The 22,982-nt window shown below is 48.6% G+C and carries 17 protein-coding genes and 4 tRNA genes; 1 reads left to right on the forward strand and 20 read right to left on the reverse strand.

What is annotated here, in order from left to right:
* Positions 1–10: 10 nt before the first annotated feature.
* The gene (locus tag BUB30_RS11545) at positions 11–625 is read left to right on the forward strand and encodes a nucleotidyltransferase family protein (protein ID WP_073133785.1); all 615 of its coding nucleotides are present in this window, start codon (positions 11–13) and stop codon (positions 623–625) included.
* Between the two features lie 52 nt (positions 626–677).
* Here BUB30_RS11545 and rpsJ read toward each other — a convergent pair whose 3' ends face one another.
* The 20 genes from rpsJ to BUB30_RS35795 form a co-directional block, all read right to left on the reverse strand.
* Positions 678–983, reverse strand: a complete 306-nt coding sequence (gene rpsJ / locus BUB30_RS11550; RefSeq protein WP_025538266.1) for a 30S ribosomal protein S10 — start codon at positions 981–983, stop codon at positions 678–680.
* A gap of 42 nt (positions 984–1,025) precedes the next feature.
* A complete protein-coding gene (fusA, locus tag BUB30_RS11555) occupies positions 1,026–3,143 on the reverse strand; it encodes an elongation factor G (protein ID WP_073133787.1) in 2,118 nt (705 codons plus the stop codon).
* Between the two features lie 13 nt (positions 3,144–3,156).
* Positions 3,157–3,624, reverse strand: a complete 468-nt coding sequence (gene rpsG, locus BUB30_RS11560; protein ID WP_073133789.1) for a 30S ribosomal protein S7 — start codon at positions 3,622–3,624, stop codon at positions 3,157–3,159.
* Positions 3,625–3,636: 12 nt separating this feature from the next.
* On the reverse strand, positions 3,637–4,056 hold the full coding sequence (rpsL, locus tag BUB30_RS11565) for a 30S ribosomal protein S12 (protein WP_073133791.1): 420 nt from the start codon (positions 4,054–4,056) through the stop codon (positions 3,637–3,639).
* A gap of 144 nt (positions 4,057–4,200) precedes the next feature.
* Positions 4,201–4,527 carry a DUF3467 domain-containing protein gene (locus BUB30_RS11570; RefSeq protein WP_073133792.1) on the reverse strand — a complete coding sequence of 109 codons (327 nt, stop codon included), beginning with the start codon at positions 4,525–4,527 and terminating at the stop codon, positions 4,201–4,203.
* A 68-nt stretch (positions 4,528–4,595) separates the two neighbouring features.
* Positions 4,596–8,912, reverse strand: a complete 4,317-nt coding sequence (rpoC, locus tag BUB30_RS11575; protein WP_073133794.1) for a DNA-directed RNA polymerase subunit beta' — start codon at positions 8,910–8,912, stop codon at positions 4,596–4,598.
* Positions 8,913–8,999: 87 nt separating this feature from the next.
* On the reverse strand, positions 9,000–12,872 hold the full coding sequence (gene rpoB, locus BUB30_RS11580; RefSeq protein WP_073133796.1) for a DNA-directed RNA polymerase subunit beta: 3,873 nt from the start codon (positions 12,870–12,872) through the stop codon (positions 9,000–9,002).
* Between the two features lie 172 nt (positions 12,873–13,044).
* Positions 13,045–13,425 carry a 50S ribosomal protein L7/L12 gene (rplL, locus tag BUB30_RS11585; protein ID WP_073133798.1) on the reverse strand — a complete coding sequence of 127 codons (381 nt, stop codon included), beginning with the start codon at positions 13,423–13,425 and terminating at the stop codon, positions 13,045–13,047.
* A 35-nt stretch (positions 13,426–13,460) separates the two neighbouring features.
* Positions 13,461–13,994: a 50S ribosomal protein L10 gene (rplJ, locus tag BUB30_RS11590; RefSeq protein WP_073133800.1), complete on the reverse strand. Its 534-nt coding sequence runs from the start codon at positions 13,992–13,994 to the stop codon at positions 13,461–13,463.
* Between the two features lie 4 nt (positions 13,995–13,998).
* On the reverse strand, positions 13,999–14,703 hold the full coding sequence (rplA, locus tag BUB30_RS11595; protein ID WP_073133802.1) for a 50S ribosomal protein L1: 705 nt from the start codon (positions 14,701–14,703) through the stop codon (positions 13,999–14,001).
* 8 nt (positions 14,704–14,711) lie between these two features.
* Positions 14,712–15,155, reverse strand: coding sequence for a 50S ribosomal protein L11 (gene rplK / locus BUB30_RS11600; RefSeq protein WP_073133804.1), 444 nt, complete (start codon positions 15,153–15,155; stop codon positions 14,712–14,714).
* A 6-nt stretch (positions 15,156–15,161) separates the two neighbouring features.
* A complete protein-coding gene (gene nusG / locus BUB30_RS11605; RefSeq protein WP_073135097.1) occupies positions 15,162–15,719 on the reverse strand; it encodes a transcription termination/antitermination protein NusG in 558 nt (185 codons plus the stop codon).
* An 11-nt stretch (positions 15,720–15,730) separates the two neighbouring features.
* Positions 15,731–15,922 carry a preprotein translocase subunit SecE gene (secE, locus tag BUB30_RS11610; RefSeq protein WP_073135099.1) on the reverse strand — a complete coding sequence of 64 codons (192 nt, stop codon included), beginning with the start codon at positions 15,920–15,922 and terminating at the stop codon, positions 15,731–15,733.
* 21 nt (positions 15,923–15,943) lie between these two features.
* A tRNA-Trp gene (locus BUB30_RS11615) sits at positions 15,944–16,016 on the reverse strand.
* A 180-nt stretch (positions 16,017–16,196) separates the two neighbouring features.
* Complete coding sequence (tuf, locus tag BUB30_RS11620) at positions 16,197–17,384, reverse strand: elongation factor Tu (protein WP_073133806.1); 1,188 nt, start codon at positions 17,382–17,384, stop codon at positions 16,197–16,199.
* A gap of 209 nt (positions 17,385–17,593) precedes the next feature.
* Positions 17,594–17,665 (reverse strand) — tRNA-Thr (locus BUB30_RS11625).
* 129 nt (positions 17,666–17,794) lie between these two features.
* Positions 17,795–17,867: transfer RNA gene (locus BUB30_RS11630), tRNA-Gly, on the reverse strand.
* 97 nt (positions 17,868–17,964) lie between these two features.
* Positions 17,965–18,047, reverse strand: a tRNA-Tyr gene (locus tag BUB30_RS11635).
* A 488-nt stretch (positions 18,048–18,535) separates the two neighbouring features.
* Positions 18,536–20,158, reverse strand: coding sequence for a T9SS type A sorting domain-containing protein (locus BUB30_RS11640; protein WP_073133808.1), 1,623 nt, complete (start codon positions 20,156–20,158; stop codon positions 18,536–18,538).
* Between the two features lie 18 nt (positions 20,159–20,176).
* On the reverse strand, positions 20,177–22,657 hold the full coding sequence (locus BUB30_RS35795) for a PKD domain-containing protein (RefSeq protein WP_143164868.1): 2,481 nt from the start codon (positions 22,655–22,657) through the stop codon (positions 20,177–20,179).
* Positions 22,658–22,982: the final 325 nt, after the last annotated feature.

Here is a 22,982-nt window from a genome sequence, read left to right on the forward strand (position 1 = left end):
AACTGCTACCATGACTAAAGAGGAGAACCAAGCGGCGGACAACTCTCATGTTGCCATTGTTATATTGGCCGCGGGTTCTTCTTCACGCATGGGTCAATCCAAACAGTTACTCCGGTTGCATGATACCACTGTGCTTCTCCATGCCATTACGGTTGCCTTACGTGCCGGGCCAGCCGCGGTCACGGTGGTATTGGGTGCTTACGCGAAACAACATCGCGAAAGTATTCAGTCGATGCCCGTGAGTATTGTCGTGAACGAGCAATGGGAAACGGGTATGGGGAGCTCGTTAAAAGCAGGGCTTCGGCACGTAGAAGCCCACCACCCTAACGTGACCGCTGTGCTCTTCATGGTTTGCGACCAACCGGCATTGACCACCCAGCATCTGTTAAACCTCATTGGGAAGTCAGAAAAACCTATTGTCGCCTCTCATTACGCCGGATCGCCGGGCGTGCCTGCGTTATTTAAAAAATCACTCTTCCCCTCCCTCAATGCCCTTGGGGATGACCAAGGAGCAAAAAAAATGTTTCAGCTTTTTCCTGAACAAGTATCCACCGTGGATTTTCCCAAAGGAGAATTGGACCTCGACACGATGGAGGACTATCAAAATTATCTCAATCAAAAATAAAAAAGCCATCCCTTCAAAAGGAATGGCTTTCAACCCACACAGTGGGATATAACTATACTTTGATCTCTACATCAACACCGCTGGGAAGCTCAAGCTTCATCAGGGCATCAACAGTCTTCGCACTGTTGGAATAGATATCAACCAGACGCTTGTACGTGCAGAGTTGGAATTGCTCACGCGCCTTTTTGTTTACGTGGGGCGAGCGAAGCACGGTGAACTTCTCTTTTTCAGTGGGCAACGGAATGGGTCCACTCACTACAGCACCTGTAGCTTTTACAGCCCTAACAATCTTCTCGGAAGACTTGTCGACCAGGTTGTGGTCGTAGGACTTCAATTTTATTCTGATTTTCTGGTTCATACTATAGTGGTTAAGGAAATCGTCTAAATCCTTTACGTTAAATTATTTTGCTAAGGCTGCGCCTTTTACATCTTCAATTACTTTCTCAGCCAAGTTCTTCGGAACCGGGGCATAGTGAGAGAACGTCAAAGAAGCTGAAGCACGTCCTGAAGTAATGGTTCTCAAGTCCGTTACATAACCGAACAGTTCGGCCAGCGGCACATCGGCCTTGATCACCTGGGCACCCGAGCGGGTATCCATGCCCTTCATAACGCCTCTTCTGCGGTTCAAGTCACCGGTTACAGAACCTGTGAACTCGTCCGGCGAGAGCACTTCCACACTCATGATCGGTTCCAGCAACTGGGGAGCGCATTTCTTAGCGGCTTCTTTAAAGCCAATGCGTGCCGCCAATTCGAACGACAATGAGTCGGAGTCAACGTCATGGTAAGAGCCATGGAACAATCTTACTTTCATGTTGTCGATCTGGTAGCCGGCCAAAGGACCGTTCACCATCGACTGCTCGAAGCCTTTCTGGATGGCGGGGATGAATTCGCGAGGAATAACACCACCTACGATGTCGTTCACAAACTCCAATCCTTCCTTGTCGCCTTCCTGCAGTTCGCCGCGGGGTCCGAGTTCAAAAAGAATATCGGCAAACTTACCGCGACCACCGGTCTGCTTCTTGTATACTTCCTTATGCTCAACCGACTTGGTAAGCGCTTCTTTGTAGGCCACCTGGGGAGCACCCTGGTTGATCTCTACTTTGAATTCGCGTTTCAGACGGTCGATGATAATTTCCAAGTGCAACTCGCCCATACCTCTCAGGATGGTCTGACCCGTTTCCTGATCTGTATTTACGCGCAACGTAGGATCTTCTTCCACCAGCTTGGCAATGGCCATACCCAGTTTGTCCACGTCGGCTTGTTTCTTCGGCTCGATAGCGTAACCGATCACAGGCTCAGGGAACACCATGGATTCCATCACCACCTTGTTCTTTTCATCACAAAGCGTATCGCCGGTCTTGATGTCTTTGAAACCTACCACGGCACCGATGTCACCGGCAGACAGTCTTTCGATCTGGTTCTGCTTGTTGGCGTGCATCTGGAATACGCGGGAGATACGTTCTTTTGCTTCGGAGCGGGTGTTGTAGATATAAGAACCGGATTCCAATACGCCGGAGTATGCGCGGATAAAGCACAGACGGCCTACGAACGGATCGGTTGCAATTTTAAATGCCAGGGCAACGAAAGGTCCTTTTTCGTCGGGCTTGATAGCCACTTCTTCGTTGGTATCGGGGTTGATACCTACGATCGTGTCTTTGTCCATCGGTGAAGGAAGGAGTTCCATCACATAGTCCAACATGGTTTGTACGCCTTTGTTCTTGAACGAAGAACCGCACACCATGGGAACGATGGCCATATCGATGGTTGCTTTACGCAACGCAGTCAAAATTTCTGTTTCAGTGATGGAGTTGGGATCCTCGAAGAATTTCTCCATGAGGCTCTCATCGTATTCCGCTACGGATTCCAGCAATTTCTCGCGGTATTCGGCAGCTTCTTCCACCATGTCGTCAGGAATGGGAACAACCTTGTAGGTCATGCCTTTGTCTTCTTCATTCCAGATGATACCGCGGTTGTTCACCAAGTCAACCACACCGCGGAAGTTTTCTTCAGAACCGATGGGCAACTGGAGGGCTACAGCTTTGCTGCCGAGCTTTTCCTTTACTTGCTTGCAAACGCCGAGGAAGTCGGAACCTGCACGGTCCATTTTGTTTACGAAACCGATACGGGCAACTTTGTAGTTGTCGGCCAGGCGCCAGTTGGTTTCGGATTGAGGCTCAACACCGTCAACGGCGCTGAACAAGAACACGAGACCATCCAATACGCGAAGGGAGCGGTTCACTTCTACCGTAAAGTCAACGTGCCCGGGGGTATCGATGATGTTTACGTGGTAGTCGTTGCTTCTGTATTTCCAGTATACGGTTGTGGCTGCAGAAGTGATGGTGATACCTCTTTCTTGCTCTTGCGCCATCCAGTCCATCGTGGCGGCACCATCGTGCACCTCACCGATCTTGTGGTTCACCCCGGAATAGTACAGGATACGCTCAGTGGTGGTGGTTTTACCAGCATCAATGTGCGCAGCGATACCAATGTTTCTGGTGAATCTTAAATCCCTAGCCATGTATATCTGTTAATTAAAATCTAAAATGTGAAAAAGCCTTGTTGGCTTCCGCCATGCGATGGGTATCGTCTTTCTTTTTGATGGCAGCGCCTTCACCTTTGGAAGCTGCGATGATCTCGGCAGCCAACTTGTCCATCATGGTCTTTTCGCCGCGCAGACGGGCGTAGTCGATAAGCCATTTGATGCTGAGGTTGATCTTACGCTCAGGTCTGATTTCTACCGGCACCTGGAAAGTAGCACCCCCAACGCGGCGGCTCTTTACTTCAACGGCGGGAGTCAGGTTGCTCATAGCGCGTTTCCACACTTCAAGACCACTTTCGTTGGTCTTCTTTTCTACTTGCTCAACGGCGTCGTAGAAAATGGTGTAGGCCACGCTCTTTTTGCCCTGTTCCATCAGGTAGTTCACAAACTTGGTCACCAGCGTATCCTGGAATTTAGGATCGGGCAACAGGTATCTTTTCTTAGGTTTTGACTTTCTCATCGCTTCTAAAGATTATTTTTTCTTGGCACCGCCTTTTGCAGGGGCTGCAGCTGCTGCTCCCGGTTTAGGTCTCTTGGCACCGTATTTCGAGCGGCTTTGTTTACGGCCATTCACACCGGCGGTATCGAGCGCACCACGGATGATGTGGTAACGAACGCCGGGAAGGTCTTTCACCCGACCACCGCGGATCAGCACGATGGAGTGTTCCTGCAGGTTATGGCCTTCACCAGGGATATACGCGTTCACCTCTTTTCCATTGGTGAGACGTACGCGGGCTACTTTGCGCATAGCAGAGTTAGGTTTTTTAGGCGTTGTTGTGTACACACGTGTACAAACGCCCCTGCGCTGAGGGCAGGAATCCAGGGCAGGCGACTTTGACTTGAACGTCAATTTCTTTCTTCCCTTTCTTACAAGTTGCTGAATGGTAGGCATTTATATTTTACTTTATAAACCTCTCAAAAATTAGGACTGCAAAGGTATCATAAGAAACAAAGGATACAAAACCTTTTTCCAAGAATTTTGCAGCCTCCCCGCTTTAAAAACCCTGATTTTAAGCCTTTTGGCGTTATTTTTCTGTTATGCCTCCCCAACGGTACCCCCAAAATTCATCGGGAACTTCGGCATATCGTCGGTTCGCTTGATGGAGCCAAAGCTCGCCTCGTACTTCTCAATATTGTCTTTCAAGGCGAAAAGGAAGCGTTTGGCGTGTTCCGGGGTGATGACAATACGCGATTTTACCTTCGCTTTGGCCACTCCCGGCATCAACCGGATAAAATCGATGACAAATTCGCTGTTGGAATGGGCGATCATGGCCAAATTGGAATAAACGCCCTCGGCGATTTCCTCTGTCAGCTCGATGTTGATCTGGGCCTGTTGTTGCTGTTTGTTCTTGTCGTCGGACATAATAAAGAGGGATAAAAAAAGGGTTGATGCTTTTTTACGGCATCAACCCGATTTATGGTATGTCTACATTAATCCTGTAGTTCTTTCTCGCGGTCGCGGCTCTTTTCGCGCGATGCGGAGGCTTGCATGGCATCATACTCGTCCTTATGGGTCACGATGATGTCATTGTACTTGCGCTGACCGGTACCGGCAGGGATCAGGTGACCTACGATCACGTTCTCCTTCAAGCCCATCAACCAGTCGGTTTTTCCGCGGATGGCGGCTTCGCTAAGCACCTTGGTCGTTTCCTGGAAGGATGCGGCCGACAGCCAGCTTTCCGTCTTCAACGAGGCCTGGGTGATACCTTGCAGCGTAGGTCTGGAAACGGCCGGCATCGCGTCGCGAACCTCAACCAGTTTCTGATCCTTTCTGCGGAGCACGGAGTTCTCGTCTCTGAATTCGCGGGACGTAATGATCTGCCCGGCTTTCAGGTTCGGAGAATCGCCTGCGTCGATAACCACCTTTTTATCCAACACCGTGTCGTTGTCTTCACGGAATTGCAGCTTGTCTACGTATTCGTTCGTGAGGAAGCTCGTATCTCCCGGATCGATGATCTCCACTTTCTGCATCATCTGGCTTACGATAGCCTCGATGTGCTTGTCGTTGATCTTCACACCTTGCAGACGGTATACTTCCTGGATCTCGTTCACCAGGTACTCTTGCACCGCCGTAGGGCCTTTGATCGAAAGGATATCGGAAGGTGTGATGGAACCGTCGGACAACGGTTGACCTGCTTTCACAAAGTCGTTGTCCTGTACCAGGATGTGCTTGGACAGCGGCACCAGGTAGCGTTTCTGAACACCGTCGCGCGACTCGATGAAGATCTCGCGGTTACCGCGTTTGATACCACCGTATGTCACCACGCCGTCGATCTCGCTCACGACAGCCGGGTTAGAAGGGTTACGCGCTTCGAACAATTCCGTTACGCGGGGCAGACCCCCTGTAATATCCCTTGATTTACCCATCGTACGAGGGATCTTGGCCAATACCTGACCGGCTTTGATCTTCTCGCCAGCATCCACCGCTAAGTGGGCGCCTACAGGAATGTTATAGCCTTTGGTGTCGGTTTTACCTTTCACCACGATAGCCGGGTTCTTGGTCTTATCACGCGTGTCGGTAATAACCTTTTCGCGGTGACCGGTTTGTTCATCGGATTCTTCCTTGTAGGTGATACCTTCGATGATCGACTCGTACTCGATAGTACCGTCGAACTCGGAAAGGATCACAGCGTTGTAAGGATCCCAGAAGCAGAACTCGTCGCCTTTCTCTACCTTCTGGCCATCTTCCACTTTCAGGAAGGCGCCGTAAGGAACGTGGTTGGTGATGAGCACTCTGTTCTTTTCTTTATCCAGGATACGGATCTCACCGGTACGACCCATCACAACCTTCACAGGTTTGTCATCACGGTCGGTGGTTTCGATCACGCGGATACCTTCGAATTCAAGCACACCAGCGAACTTCGCTTTGATGTTGGCTTCTACCGCGATGTTGGATGCAGTACCCCCTACGTGGAACGTACGGAGGGTAAGCTGTGTACCAGGCTCACCGATGGATTGGGCTGCAATAACCCCCACCGCTTCGCCGGACTGCACCATCTTGCCAGTAGCCAGGTTACGGCCATAGCATTTCGCGCATCCGCCAATTCTCGACTCACACGTGAGCAAAGAACGGATCTCCACTTCTTCGATGCCGGCATCTTCAATAACTTTTGCCAGCTCGTCGGTGATCTCTTGGTTAGCGTCGCAGATCATTTCATCGGACAGCGGATCGTAGATGGAGTGTACTGTGGTACGTCCTACGATTCTTTCCGACAAAGGCTCTACGATATCTTCGTTGTCTTTCAGTGCTGTTACTTTCAAACCGCGCAACGTGCCGCAATCTTCTTCGGTGATCACAAGATCCTGTGCTACGTCGACCAAACGACGGGTCAGGTATCCGGCATCGGCCGTTTTCAAAGCGGTATCGGCAAGACCTTTACGCGCACCGTGGGTGGAGATGAAGTACTCCAACACGTCCAGTCCTTCTTTGAAGTTGGAGAGGATCGGGTTTTCGATGATCGATCCCACAGAGCCGGCGAGGTTTTTCTGAGGCTTGGCCATCAGACCGCGCATACCGCCCAACTGACGGATCTGTTCGCGCGAACCGCGGGCACCGGAGTGCATCATCATGTAGATGGAGTTGAACCCTTGCTGGTCTTCTTCCAACTGCTTCATCAGCGTGTTGGTGAGCAACGTGTTGGTACGGGTCCAGATGTCGATCACCTGGTTGTAACGCTCGTTGTCCGTGATAAGACCCATCATGTAGTTGTTCCACACGCTGTCTACTTCTTCCTGTGCGTTGGCTACCAGTTTGGGTTTTTCGTCCGGAACTTTCACGTCGTTCAAGCCCATGGAAAGACCGCCTTTGTAGGCCATCTGGAAACCGAGTTCTTTAATATCATCGAGGAACTTCGCAGCTTTGGATTGACCCGCAGCCTTGAACACGTCGGCGATGATGGTTTGAAGTTTCTTCTTCGTGAGCAATTCGTCTACGAAGCCTACTTCTTCCGGCACATACTGGTTGAAGATCACGCGACCTGCAACGGTCTCGATCATCTTCGTGCTCAGCTCGCCGGTTTTCTTATCTCTTACTTTCGCGCGCACTTTCACGTTGGCGTGCTTAGACAGCTTGCCTTCGTTGAATGCCACGATGATTTCTTCTGCGGAATAGTAGGACTTGCCTTCGCCTTTGATCAGGTTGTCGGGCGTGCTCTTTCTGCCTTTTGTGAGGTAGTAGAGACCCAACACCATGTCTTGGGAAGGTACCGTGATCGGGGCGCCGTTCGCAGGGTTCAGGATGTTGTGCGAAGAAAGCATCAGCATAGACGCTTCCAGGATCGCCTCCTGTCCCAGGGGAACGTGAACCGCCATCTGGTCACCGTCGAAGTCGGCGTTGAAGGCCGTACATACGAGGGGGTGCAACTGGATAGCTTTTCCTTCGATCAGTTTCGGTTGGAAAGCCTGGATACCCAATCTGTGGAGCGTAGGAGCGCGGTTCAAAAGAACGGGGTGTCCTTTCAATACGTTTTCCAAAATATCCCAGATCACAGGATCCTTGCGGTCAACAATTTTCTTGGCCGACTTCACCGTCTTCACAATACCTCTTTCGATGAGCTTGCGGATGATGAACGGCTTGAACAATTCGGCCGCCATATCTTTGGGCAGACCGCATTCGTGCAATTTCAATTCAGGACCTACCACGATAACCGAACGACCGGAGTAGTCGACACGCTTACCGAGCAAGTTTTGACGGAAGCGGCCTTGTTTACCTTTGAGCATATCGCTCAACGATTTGAGGGCGCGGTTTCCATCGGAACGCACGGCGTTCACTTTACGCGAGTTGTCGAACAATGAGTCTACGGCTTCCTGGAGCATGCGTTTCTCGTTGCGGAGAATCACTTCAGGAGCTTTGATATCGATAAGTCTCTTGAGACGGTTGTTGCGGATGATCACGCGACGATACAGATCGTTCAAATCCGATGTAGCGAAACGGCCGCCATCCAGGGGAACAAGGGGACGCAATTCCGGGGGAATTACAGGAACCATCTTGATCACCATCCATTCGGGTTTGTTCTCGATGCGTGTGCGGGCATCACGGAAAGCTTCTACAACCTTCAAACGCTTCAAAGCTTCTGCCTTACGTTGTTGTGACGTATCGGTAGCGGCCTGGTGACGCAGGTCATAAGAAAGCGTATCGAGTTGTGTTCTACTCAACAACATTTCCAAAGCATCAGCACCCATTTTGGCGATGAATTTCTTCGGGTCGTTGTCGTCCAGCAATTGGTTTTCGCGGGGAAGTTTGTCGATGATGTCGAGGTATTCTTCTTCGGTGAGGAAGTCGAGTCTCTTCACGCCATCTTCTTCTTTCATACCGGGTTGGATCACCACGTACCGTTCGTAGTAGATGATCTGATCCAGTTTCTTGGTGGCAAGACCCAGCAGGTAGCCGATCTTGTTGGGCAAGGAACGGAAATACCAGATGTGTGCTACAGGCACCACCAGCTCGATGTGGCCCATGCGCTCGCGACGTACCTTCTTCTCGGTTACTTCAACACCGCAGCGATCGCAGATGATACCCTTGTAACGAATTCTTTTATACTTACCGCAATGACACTCCCAATCCTTCACGGGACCGAAGATCCGCTCGCAGAACAAACCGCCCATTTCGGGTTTGTAGGTTCTGTAGTTGATGGTTTCGGGTTGCGTTACTTCACCATGCGAGCTTTCCAGAATCGATTCAGGAGAAGCCAAGCTGATGGTGATCTTTGAGAAGTCGCTGTTGATCTTTTTATTTTTTCTGAAAGACATAAGCTGTGGTTTTCAGTGAGGGCCGCTCCTGTTACAGAGCGGCCTTACATTTTATTTTTAACAGGACGGATGCGTTATCCTTCCGACTTAATCCATGGTGATCTCAAGCGCCAGACCTCTGAGCTCGTGCACCAACACGTTGAACGACTCAGGAATATTGGGTTTGCGCATGTTTTCGCCTTTCACAATCGCTTCGTATGCCTTGGCGCGACCAATCACGTCGTCCGACTTGATGGTGAGGATTTCCTGGAGGATGTGCGAAGCACCGAAGGCCTCGATTGCCCAAACCTCCATTTCACCAAAGCGCTGACCACCGAATTGTGCCTTACCACCGAGCGGTTGCTGTGTGATGAGGGAATAGGGTCCGATGGAACGGGCGTGCATCTTATCGTCCACCAAGTGGCCGAGTTTCAGCATGTAGGCCATACCTACCGTTACGGGTTGGTCGAATTTCTCGCCGGTGAGACCGTCGTACAAATAGGTCCGTCCGTATTCCGGCAAGCCGGCTTCTTTCAATTCGGCTTGCACCTGATCCAGGGTGGCTCCGTCGAAGATCGGGGTTGCATATTTTTTGCCCAGCTTGTGGCCGGCCCATGCCAACACCGTTTCGTAGATCTGACCCAAGTTCATCCGTGAAGGTACACCCAGCGGGTTCAAGCAGATGTCTACCGGGGTTCCGTCCAACAGGAAAGGCATGTCTTCTTCGCGTACGATACGCGCTACAACACCTTTGTTACCGTGGCGGCCGGCCATCTTATCCCCTACTTTCAGCTTGCGCTTTTTCGCTACATATACTTTTGCCAGTTGCACGATGCCGGTAGGGAGTTCGTCGCCTACTTCCAGCGTGAAACGTTCGCGTTTGAATTCGCCGGCGTAAGAGTTACGCTTCAGCAAGTAGTTCTTCACCGTCTGAGCCACCAGGTCGTTGGTGTGCTCGTCGCTGGTCCAGTTCTCCAGGCTGATGTCGGCAATCAGGTTCACTTCTTCCGGAACGTTGTAGTTGCTTTCATCGCGGTAGATATTCTTGTCAGGGAACAGGTTGTTGTCGATCACTTTGGCAGAGATCTTCACACCCTTGCTGATGAGTTCATCACCGAATTTATGCTTCACACCGTTGCTGGTTTTGCCATTCAACAGGTGGGCAAGTTTCTTGATCATTTCCTCGCGGAGTTCGGCCAATTGCTTGCTGTACTTGTTCTTCAGGGCATCCAATTCTTTTTTCGACTTGGTGCGAACATCTTTGTCGCGTTTCGGACGCGAGAAGAGTTTCGTTTCAATCACCACGCCTTTCAATGACGGGGGTGCCTTGAGGGATGCATCTTTCACATCGCCGGCTTTGTCGCCGAAGATGGCGCGGAGCAGTTTCTCTTCCGGCGTAGGATCGGTTTCACCTTTGGGGGTGATCTTACCGATGAGGATATCGCCTTCTCTTACTTCTGCACCGATGCGGATGATACCGTTCTCGTCGAGGTGCTTCACGGCTTCTTCGCTCACGTTCGGGATTTCCGACGTAAGTTCTTCTTCACCGCGTTTGGTGTCGCGCACTTCGAGTTCGAATTCTTCGATGTGGATCGAAGTATAAACGTCGTCGCGTACAACACGCTCGGAGATTACGATCGCATCCTCGAAGTTGTAACCTTGCCAAGGCATGTAAGCCACGAGCAGGTTGCGCCCCAGGGCGAGCTCGCCGTTCTGGGTTGCATAACCCTGGCACAGCGGCTGACCTTTCTCCACCTTCTGGCCTTTTCTTACGAGCGGCGTCAGGTTGATACACGTATCCTGGTTGGTTCTTCTGAACTTGATCAGGCTATAGGTCTTGAATTCATCGTCGAAGCTGGCGAGTTGTTGCTCTTCCGTTACTTCGTATTTGATGGTGATCTTCTTGGCATCTACAAACTCAACAACGCCAGGTCCTTCTGCCAGGATCAATGCGCGCGAGTCGAGGGCTACGCGGCCTTCCAAACCTGTACCTACGATCGGTGCTTCAGGTCTGATCAGCGGCACAGCCTGACGTTGCATGTTCGAACCCATCAGGGCGCGGTTAGCATCGTCGTGCTCGAGGAAGGGGATCATCGAAGCAGCCACCGACACGATCTGGTTAGGAGCGATGTCCATGTAACGCAAGTCTTTCGGCTCGATTACGGGGAAGTCACCTTCAAAACGCGCCTTGATCTTTTCATCAAGGAATTCGCCGGTAGGCTTGATGGGCACTTTCGCCTGGGCGATGTAGTGCGTATCTTCTTCTTCGGCCGTGAGGAAGATCACGGGCTCTTTTACTTTCACTTTGCCATTCTCCACCTTGCGGTAAGGCGTTTCGATAAAGCCCATCTTGTTCACTTTCGCGTGAACGCAGAGAGACGAGATCAAACCGATGTTCGGACCTTCCGGGGTTTCGATGGTACAGAGGCGTCCGTAGTGCGTGTAGTGTACGTCACGAACTTCGAAGCCTGCGCGTTCGCGGGAAAGACCACCGGGACCGAGTGCCGACATTCTACGCTTGTGCGTGATCTCGGCCAGCGGGTTGGTTTGATCCATGAACTGCGACAGCTGGTTGGTTCCAAAGAACGAGTTGATCACCGACGACAACGTGCGCGCGTTGATCAAATCAACGGGCTTGAATTCTTCGTTGTCGCGAACGTTCATTCTTTCTTTGATGGTACGGGCCATACGGGCCAGACCAACGCCAAACTGCGAATACAACTGCTCCCCTACGGTTCTCACACGACGGTTGCTCAAGTGGTCAATGTCGTCCACTACAGCTTTCGAGTTGATGAGGCCGATGAGGTATTTTACGATCAGGATAATATCGTCTTTGGTCAATACGCGGTGATCGAAGCTGAGGTCGAGACCGAGCTTCTTGTTGATCCGGTAGCGTCCTACTTCACCCAGGTCATAGCGTTTCTCGCTGAAGAACAGGCTTTGGATGATATCGCGGGCCGTTTGTTCATCGGGAGCTTCGGTATTTCTCAACTGGCGGTAGATGTACTCCACAGCTTCTTTTTCAGAGTTGGAAGTATCCTTGGCCAGGGTGTTGAAAATGATGTGGTAGTCGGCGATGTTGATATCGTCGCGGTGCAGGATGATCGACTTCACGCCGCTGTCCAGGATCACGTCCACGTCTTCGGCCGACAGGGTGTGGTCGCGTTCCAGCAACACTTCGTTACGATCGATCGACACTACTTCGCCGGTATCTTCGTCCACAAAGTCTTCCGTCCAGGTCTTCAAAACGCGGGCGGCCAGTTTGCGGTCTACTACCTTCTTGAGGGTGTTTTTAGTAGCCTCCACTTCTTCAGACAGGCCGAAGAGGTCGAGGATATCTTTATCGGAACCATAACCAATCGCGCGGAGCAGTGTGGTTACGGGGAATTTCTTTTTACGGTCGATGTAGGCATACATCACGGCGTTCACGTCTGTCGCGAATTCTATCCATGATCCTTTGAAGGGGATGATCCGGGCAGAGTATAATTTCGTTCCGTTGGTGTGCTTGCTCATGGCAAAGAACACGCCGGGGGAACGGTGAAGCTGCGATACGATAACGCGTTCGGCACCATTGATCACAAAGGAGCCTTTCTCGGTCATATACGGGATATTGCCGAGGAACACTTCTTGTTCGATGGTTTCGAAGTCTTCGTTGTCTTCGTCGTTACACGTGAGACGAAGTTTTGCTTTCAGGGGTACGGAGAACGTCAGGCCTCGATCGATGCACTCGTCCACATTGTATTTGGGAGGATCGATAGTATAGTCTACGAATTCGAGTACGAAGTTCTCGCGCGAGTCGCTAATGGGGAAGTTCTCAGCAAAAACCTTGTAAAGGCCTTCGTTCTGCCGCTTTTCGGCAGGCGTTTCAATCTGTAAGAAATCTTTGAAAGACTGGAGTTGAAGATCCAGAAAATCAGGATAGTCAAGGACTCTCTCGCTTGAAGAGAAATCGATTCTATCGTTTATAGTCTTCTTTGTCAAGGTGTTTAACGTTTAAGTTCTAAGATCCTGGACGGAGAACAATAGAAAAAAACAAGTCGTTCAGGCTGAGCGAGTTGTTCAGGTACAAATAGGAATAGACCCCGTCCTGATCCAGTGATCCGGAAACGGGGTCTAACCGAAGTTTGTTAGACGGTACCCTTCGTCAAGAAGATTACTTCAACTCTACTTCGGCACCAGCCTCAACGAGTTGCTTCTTAAGGTTTTCTGCTTCGTCCTTAGGCAAGCCTTCTTTGATAGTTTTGGGAGCGCCATCTACCATGTCTTTAGCTTCTTTCAAGCCAAGGCCGGTAAGCTCTTTCACCAATTTCACGATTTGCAGTTTATTTGCACCAGCTGCTTTCAAAACTACGTCGAAGTTAGTTTTTTCTTCAGCGGCGGCAGCACCACCACCTGCACCACCGGCAGGAGCAGCTACAACGGCTGCAGCAGCAGGTTCAATGCCATAGGTTTCTTTCAGGTAAGAAGCGAGTTCGTTTACTTCTTTAACAGTGAGTTCAACAAGTTGATCTCCGAGTGCTTTAATGTCGGCCATTTTAGTAAAGTTTAATTAATTCGTTTGTTCAATAATTATTTAGTTCCGCGTTCTTCCAGGGCTTTCACCAAGCCGGCAACGGTGTTCTTGCCGCTAAGCAGCGCAGAGACAACATTCTTGGCAGGCGATTGCAGCAAGGAAATAACTTCGCCGATGAGCTCGTTTTTGGACTTCAGCTCGGTCAGCGTTTTTAAGTTCTCGTCCCCGATAAACAGGGCGGACTCGATAGATGCACCTTTCAGTACGGGTTTGCCTTCGAGCTTCTTGCGAAACTCGGTGATCACCTTGGCGGGCGTGTTGCCGATTTCTTTGGAGAAGATAACTCCGGAGAAACCTTTCAACGTCGCAAACAAAGGAGAGTAATCCACGCCTTCTTGTCTTTCAAGGGCTTTCTGGATCAGGGTGTTTTTATACACTCTGTATTCCACACCACTCTTGAAGCACAACCTTCTGAAGTTGTTTACCTGCTCCACGGTAAAACCGGAAGCGTCGGTAATGTAGAAGTGCGCGTTGTCGGCAAACTTTGTCGAAAGTTCGTCTATAATCTGTGCTTTTTCTTCTCTGGTCATGTTCTTATTGCTTAACGCCAGCTACGGAATTGGTGTCAACGGTAATACCCGGGCTCATCGTGGTCGACAAAGTGATACTTTGGAAGTAAGTTCCCTTTGCGGATGCGGGCTTCAGCTTGGCAATAACATTGATCATTTCTGCGACGTTGTCCCGGATCTTATCGGCCGAGAAGGAAGCTTTACCAACACTGCAGTGGATGATACCTTGTTTATCAATTTTGAAGTCGATTTTACCGGCTTTTACTTCTTTCACGGCTTTACCAACTTCGAGCGTAACAGTTCCTGATTTAGGATTGGGCATGAGGCCGCGGGGTCCGAGGATCTTACCCAACTTACCAACTTTTGCCATTACCGTAGGAGTACAGATGATCACATCGATATCTGTCCAGCCGCCTTCGATCTTTTGGAGGAAGTCGTCCAGGCCTACGTGTTCGGCGCCGGCGTCTTTTGCTTCCTGAACTTTGTCAGGGGTGCAAAGAACCAACACGCGTACGTCTTTACCGATTCCGTGGGGCAACGCTACTACACCTCTCACCATTTGGTCAGACTTTTTAGGGTCTACGCCCAGGCGGATGTCAACGTCAACGGAGGAATCGAACTTTGCAAAGGTGATCTCCTTTACAAGCTTTGAAGCATCTTCAAGGGAATACTCCTTCTCAGGATTGTATTTCGCAAGGACTGCTTTTCTGTTTTTAGAAATTTTCGCCATCGCTGTGATTATTTATCCCAAGGGGGAGTTCCTGATACTGTTATACCTAAGCTTCTTGCCGTTCCAGCTACCATTTTCATGGCAGACTCAACTTTGAATGCGTTGAGGTCGGGCATTTTTGTTTCGGCAATCGTCTTTACCTGATCCCAGGTGATCGAGCCCACCTTGGTGCGGTTCGGTTCTGCGGATCCTTTTTGTTTTTTTGCTGCATCCAAAATCAGGATCGCGGCGGGAGGAGTTTTGATTACGAAATCGAACGACTTGTCGTTGTAGATACTGATCAAAACGGGCAACACCTGTCCGGGTTTGTCCTGCGTACGGGCATTGAATTGCTTACAAAAGTCCATGATGTTCAGACCTTTGGAACCCAATGCAGGACCAATCGGAGGTGCAGGGTTTGCCTGTCCGCCTTTTACCTGTAATTTCAGATAACCTATAATTTGTTTTGCCATGTTATCTTAATCTAGCTTTTCAACCTGCATGTAACTTAATTCGACCGGTGTGTTCCGACCGAAGATCTTTACCATCACATTGAGTTTCTTTTTGTCTTCAAAAATTTCCTCTACCGTGCCGGTAAATCCACTGAAAGGTCCATCCATAACTTTTACGGACTCGCCCTTAATAAAAGGTGTTTCGAGTTTTTCCTCGAATTCGTCAATCTCATCAACTTTACCGAGAATCCTATTTACCTCTGATTGACGAAGAGGTACAGGATCCTTGGAAGCCCCGGTGCCGTTGTTACCGAGAAACCCAATCACGCCCGGAATGCTATTGACAGCGTGGTGAGCCTCCCCGTTCGAGAGATCTGCGGAAAGGAGAACGTAGCCCGGGAAGAAATTTCTTTCTCTCACCCGTTTCTTACCGTTTCTCATTTCGTATACTTTTTCAGAAGGGATCAGAACTTGCGGAATGAAATCCGTGAGCTTTGAGCGTTCAATCTCAGTTTCCAGGTAAGATTTTACCTTCTTTTCCTGGCCGCTGACGACCCTGAGCACATACCATTTCAGTTCGCCCATGACCTTCTGCATTAAAATTCCCTGTAAAACCACTTCAGACCTGATTTGAAAACCACGTCCACAGCGTATATGACTAAAGCGAAAATGGTGGAAGCTACCAACACCAGCATGGCGCTGCCTTGCAACTCACTGTACTTTGACCAAGTAACCTTGTTCTTGATCTCATCCCAGGACTCTGCGATATAGGTCTTTAACCTCTCCATTTTGATTTTTTTAACTTTTTGCACGGGTGGAGAGACTCGAACTCCCAGCCAATGGTTTTGGAGACCACTACTCTACCAATTGAGCTACACCCGTTTATTTTAAAAATACCGAATTCTGGCCTTTTTGACCTTCCTTTAGCCGGAGCCGCTCAAACTCCTGAGCCGCACCCATGTACCTCAGCCCAAAAGGACTGCAAAGGTAAAACAAAGGACCAGAAAACAAAAGCGTTCCTGAAAATTTTCAGAAACGCTTTATGCTTTGATTATCTGGAGGTTAGTCCAGGATTTCAGTCACCTGACCCGATCCTACGGTACGGCCACCTTCGCGGATAGCGAAACGAAGACCTTTTTCCATAGCGATCTTGTTGATCAGCTCAACTTCGATGGAGATGTTATCGCCAGGCATAACCATTTCCACGCCGGCAGGAAGCTTACACTCACCTGTTACGTCGGTTGTGCGGAAATAGAATTGAGGGCGGTATTTGTTAAAGAATGGCGTGTGACGGCCACCTTCTTCTTTCGAAAGAACGTAAACTTCGGCTTTGAATTTAGCGTGGGGCTTTACCGATCCAGGCTTGCAAATAACCATACCACGACGGATTTGCTCTTTTTCAATACCGCGGAGGAGGAGACCTACGTTGTCGCCGGCTTCACCTCTGTCAAGGATCTTACGGAACATTTCCACACCCGTGATGGTAGATTTAAGGTTTTCAGCACCCATACCGAGGATTTCTACGGCATCGCCAGTGTTGATAACACCTCTTTCAATTCTACCAGTAGCTACCGTTCCACGACCAGTGATCGAGAACACATCTTCTACAGGCATCAGGAAGTCTTTGTCGATCAAACGAACGGGCAGGGGGATATAATCATCCACAGCCTTCATCAGTTCTTCAACTTTTTCAACCCATTTCGGCTCGCCGTTCAGGGCGCCGAGAGCGGAACCTCTGATCACAGGCATCGTGTCGCCAGGGAAGCTGTAAGCGGACATGAGTTCGCGAACTTCCATTTCAACGAGGTCAAGCAATTCTGCATCGTCAACCAAGTCAACTTTGTTCATGAATACTACCAGGGCGGGTACACCTACCTGACGAGCCAAAAGGATGTGCTCGCGGGTTTGGGGCATAGGTCCGTCAGTAGCGGCTACCACGAGGATAGCGCCGTCCATCTGGGCAGCACCGGTAACCATGTTTTTCACATAGTCGGCGTGACCAGGGCAGTCAACGTGCGCATAGTGACGCTTTTCAGTAGCGTATTCTACGTGCGACGTGTTGATGGTGATACCTCTTTCTTTTTCTTCAGGAGCGTTATCGATAGAAGAGAAATCGCGCATTGAAGCAAGTCCTTTGGATGCAAGAACTTTTGTGATTGCTGCTGTAAGCGTAGTTTTACCGTGATCGACGTGACCGATAGTACCAACGTTTACGTGTGGTTTCGAACGATCAAATGTTTCTTTTGCCATATTTGAAAATCCCTGTTAAAGTTTAAAATTATAAGTGTTTGAAATTGTTTTTTACCTATTTCTTCGGTCCTGCCTGCTGCTGAACCTAACACCCTGAACATTTTAAGCCTTTGAAAAGGGTTTGCTTTTCGTTTTTCACGGATCCTTAGACGGTATAAGAGTCGCTACGTCTTACATGCTTCCTGTCTTGAATCCTTTTTTAAAGGATGAGCTGTTGATGAGGATTGAACTCACGACCTCTTCCTTACCAAGGAAGTGCTCTACCACTGAGCTACAACAGCTTTTAAAATCCTGCCGTTCTCCTCTTTATAGACTTCAACAGCCTAGTGGGTCAATTTGCGTTTTGGCTGAATAAATCGGGTTTTTCTCCTGATTTTTTTTGCCGAGTGCTCATTGACCGGAGTCAAATGAGCGGGAGACGAGGCTCGAACCCGCGACCTATAGCTTGGAAGGCTATCGCTCTACCAACTGAGCTACTCCCGCAATTCAATAATTTTTTTTTAGAAAGAACTTCCTTCTTTCTGTGGTCCCGCACTTTTCGGCGGGCGGCCCTCCTTCGCCAAGGCTTCGGCGGGCGAGGTGGGGGAAATAGGATTCGAACCTATGAAGTCATAAGACAACAGATTTACAGTCTGTCCCAGTTGGCCGCTTTGGTATTCCCCCAAAACTTGATTTCAGTACTTTTAAGAACGTTTGAAACGCCCTTTAACGGGGGCTTTTCAAAAAAGAGAGTGCAAAATTAGACGCTTTTCTACTTTTTCAAAACTTTGGTGGAGAATTTCGTGGAATGTTAGCTAGGTGGATGCGAAATCCGTGTTTGCAAGGCTGATTTCGAAGGGAAATGAATGAGGTAAGAAGAAATTGTTAAAAAAATCTGCGGAATTCATCATGCCGGGCTTTCCAGTTGGGCTGCGAAAAAGATCCTTTCCCGGTGACCACCAGTTAAAAGCCTCTACTATTGAGTTCGAACAGGTGACATCAAAGCGCAGCCCCGATGTTACCGGCACAGAGCAAAAGCTTCTGTTTTCAAGGGACATTGCCCGGGAATTATCCACCTACCCGTCAAGGTGGACCAACCTCCTGCGAAAGGCCCCCCTAGTCAAATGGCGAAGAGTATAAACCCGAGAATCGGCTGGATACTCGGGACTAAATCACTCGACAATAATTTTTCGGGAAAATTTCTTTCCATTCGAATACCCGGTAATAAAATATAGGCCCTTGGTCTTCACAAGTTTTACATCGGCACTATTTTCTGTCTTAAAGTGAATCTGGACGTTGCTAACAGCCTGACCAAGCTCATTCATCAGTTCGAGGGAAGATATTTTTGTTGCTGATTCAACCGTAAACTCCCCCTTTGATGGAATGGGATACACCTTCACGAGGTCATCGTAATCGGACATATTTTCAGGATCATTTTTGTTGATTTTGGTCAAAAGAACGTCAGAATAGCCGTTTGACTTTTGTTCGATATTCCGGATTGTAATCGATTCTCTAAAAAATCCCGTCAAAAATATATAGTCTTTTGTAATATCCACATCGTTGACCTGGTCCTGGGCAACCCCGCCGATGCCTTGCGCTGTGAGAAGTGATCCGTCACTGGAAAGTTGAGCCAGAAAAATGTCATCAGCTCCTTTGCACTCCAAGCTGGGTCCGTCTTTGATGTCAATCATTTGCTGAAAGTTCCCGGCCAAATACAGTGTATTGCTTTTGTCGATTGATATGGATTTCCCGATATCGTTAGCCACTCCGCCGAATGATCTTGACCACAGGAGGTGCCCATTCTTGTCCAAGGCTAATAGATACGCATCCCATTGGCCCTTGGAATACAATGCGGTGGTTTCGTATTTCATTGCCCCTGCAAAGGAGCCAGTCAAATAAAGGTTTCCATTATAGATCGCAACGTCTTCGACTGTGGCGTGACCATCCTCACTCGTTTCCTTTAGCCAAGAGGCCCTTCCGTCAAGATTAAATTTCATGAGACAAATTCGGTTCCCTACGGAAGCCGATGCAAGGTCATCCAGCTTCATCACCCCCTTAAACTCGCCAGCGACAATACAGCCCTGGCCACCACAGACTATTTTCTTTCCAGAACCTCCCCAATCTGTTCTCGATTGTTTCGCCCAAAGCAGTTCGCCTCGTGTATCATACTTAACGACGAACATTTCGGTAGAATTTTTGGACTCCAGCAGGGCATTGCCAAATTTTGCCTTGCCTTGAAACGATCCCGTCAGATAAATGCCACCTAAGCTATCGGCCGACAGCGCAAATGGGATATCCTGGCTTGCCCCACCTGCAGTTTTAAGCCACATCAGTTGTCCATTCAAGGAGTATTTAGCAAGGAATATATCGTCCATTCCCTGCGACGCGACTTCAATATTTGAAAATCGGGCTTTCGATAAAAAAACTCCCGTCACATAAATGAAATCATCATAAAACAAGATATCCCTTCCATATTCGGTGAGGCTGGAAGTTAACACCGTATCACCACCGGCCTGGTTGACCCACACGGGTTCTCCAGCCACATTGTACTTTGCAATAAATGCGTCGGTATCTCCCGCGGAAGACAATCGCATACTGCCAAATTGTGCTTCAGATTGAAAGCCCCCGGTAACGTACATGTTCCCGTCCCGATCAAGAGTCATGGCCATGCCGTGATCAATATATTTTCCACCAGATGAGCGAACAACCTCGGATGGATTCGATTGGGCAGTCGCACTAAAGCTGTACAAAAGGCAACACACCAGCACGAAATGAATTTCTATTTTTAATTTCATTGAAATGATTTTAGGCTATTAACGATAGTAAAGATCATCACACGAGGGCACTGCAGTGAAAATGACCGTTGATCCTGACTTCACAGTGAGATTGGATTTTAGTGTAATGGAAGTGCCTACATAATTTATTTTGGCGCCGGTATCATAAATGGCAGATGTACCCCCGCCCAGCGTTATTATGCCCTTTACCACATCGGGTTGCGAGTTGTTTATAGTAAAGTTTGTGGCCGTATAGGGATTCAAAGTGCAATAGGTGTCGAAATTGTAAATATTAATTCTGGCCGGGGAGCTCTGGGGAGCATAGTGGTCCATCAGATAAGAACTGGAAACAATTGGGGAAAAATTCGAAGAGGTGTAGTAAATCTTGTAGGTTTGATAACTGTCTACCCAGAAATCGTAAAATTTCTTAAATACATAAACTTTATAAGCAAGGGGGCTACTACCATTTCTTATTCCGACTTTAACCGCAGCATACTTATCAGAAATGGATAAGGCGTTGGGGGCGATGGTCGACTGGACCTCACAAATCGTTGTATTATCATCCACCTCCGGGTCTATGTTTAACTTCAAACTAGCCGTGGGTGCCATGTTATCTTGCCACCCCGACGGCCCTACCTCGTATAAGACTGCCACAGCCCATTCTCGCTTCGCACAATTGATAAAGGGAATATAGCACCCAATAATCGTGTTATTAGCATAGGCAATATCCCTGAAGAAACCGCCCGCACCCGGTGCGATTATCGTCTTTTTATTGGCAAAGTCCCAGGTGTTACCACCCGGTACCTTGCTGATGACATAGGCCTTCCCGTTGGCATGCGCAACAATGTAACGTTCGTCTATAAAAACATTTCCCGTAACCAAGTCCGTGCCCACCTCGGACGTAAGCTTGACTTTTGTTGTTGTGCTACTGGACCAGGTTGTCCCTTTTGAAACTAAGTATAAATAAACGCCATCGGTCGCCGCATTGAGATAAACGACTTGATTGCCATAGAAATCAAAACGAATACTTCCCGAATTTGCCAGAAGCTGATACTTGTTTTGAGTTGTCGCTTGTATGCTGACGGCGTTGTTGGCGCTATTTCCAACGGCATCAAAATAATATAAGAATCCTCCATTAGTCGGGCCGACATAAACCATCATGGCATTGTTCTTTACTTTCACAGCATAACTATTGGGCTGATTCAGTTGCTCCGTTAATTTCCACATCTCGGTACCGCCAACTCTTTTGTAAACATTAACGGCTTTATTGTCGATCGCCACCGCGTGAACATCTCCGCTCAAAGTCATTCCGGTAATAAACTGTGCACTCGGATCCATTGCCGATAGCAATTTTGAATACTCCGTACCAAGCTCGGGAGATTCCTTCACTTCAACGATTTGATAGGAGACTTGGCCTATGTTGCTTAAATTCTTGGAAGCTTCCAGCCTCACCTTGAAAACACCAGTTGTATTAAATTGGTGAGAAACCTTATCACGATAAGAAGTGTAAAATAGATCGGAGTGAGGCACTCCTTCGTAATCTGGAGGCAATTCAAAATTCCAACCCCACCCTACTATTTGTGCTCGGGGCTGCGACGTATCATAAAAATCCACCGTCTCCCCTCGCCTAATTGAAATTTTTGAAGATGTGAAACTAGAGACAAGATCGTCGGGTTGATTCGTGACCGTTATCCGTTTTGTTTTAGTCACCACATTATTACAACCATCAAGAACTCTTAAAGAGACATCAAAATCACCAGTCGTGGTAAATGTGTACTGGGGATTCTGCGATGCACTGGAGGATAGTGGAAAAACCCATTGCCACGCTATTCCTGTTTGACAGGAAAAAACCGTTTGGTCCTGGAATTGTACAACCGTGTTCACATAAACCGGAGCTGTCCATGTGAAATCCACGATCGGCTGTGACTTAACGGTAATCGTCTGCGTTGCGACCGAAGGTGTACCTCCATCTGTGACTACCAACGTAACCGTGTATTGGCCGGTAACATTGAACTGAACTGTCGGATTGATACTAGTTGCATCGCCGGAAACATAGGTGAATCCATTGCCCGGAGAAATGGACCAAGTGTGGCCCGTAACCAGACCCGTAGATGCAGCACACGATAGATCAACTGTAAGTGGAGGAGGACCACTCGTGGTGGATGCACTTATGATGGCACGAACTTGGGTGTTCACCGTAATCGTTTTGCTGTAGGTACTGGTTTGGCCATCTTTTTGAACGGTCAATTTCACAGTATACTCTCCCACGAAACTATAGATGTGACTGGGGTTCATTTCTGTGGACACAGAACCATCACCAAATTCCCAGGTCCACAGGTTTACAAACGACGGTGTCGAAAGATCCCTGAAGTTGACTTTGAAAGGATTGCTCCAGTCTATGGAGTGCGAAAAATTGGCTTGAAGCGGATCAGCCTGCGCCAACGAGAAGACAAAGAACAGGAGAGTCGTCACGATCACCCCCTTCATGAACACGCCTGTCGATTGTAATTTTTGATACATAATATGGACATTAATTTCAACGCAATACAAACGGAATTTATCCGTACTGTCCTTAATCAGTACATTGCCATTCAATCATGAGATCATTTCATAAGATATTTGCTCCCACCACGCATAGTCAGAACAATTTCCTACCATATTTACAACGACCTACCACAACTTGGTTTACTTTGGCAAGACTCAAAAGAATTTGACAGTCGCAAGAAGGGTATTTATTACATGAAATTTATTTCATTATGCGGAAAAAGATTACGAACGAAACGACACTTTTCGCGTTCGATTAAATTATTCATACACTACTTTATTGTCAGCGACTTATAGCCAT

Source organism: Chryseolinea serpens, assembly GCF_900129725.1.
GTDB lineage: Bacteria > Bacteroidota > Bacteroidia > Cytophagales > Cyclobacteriaceae > Chryseolinea > Chryseolinea serpens.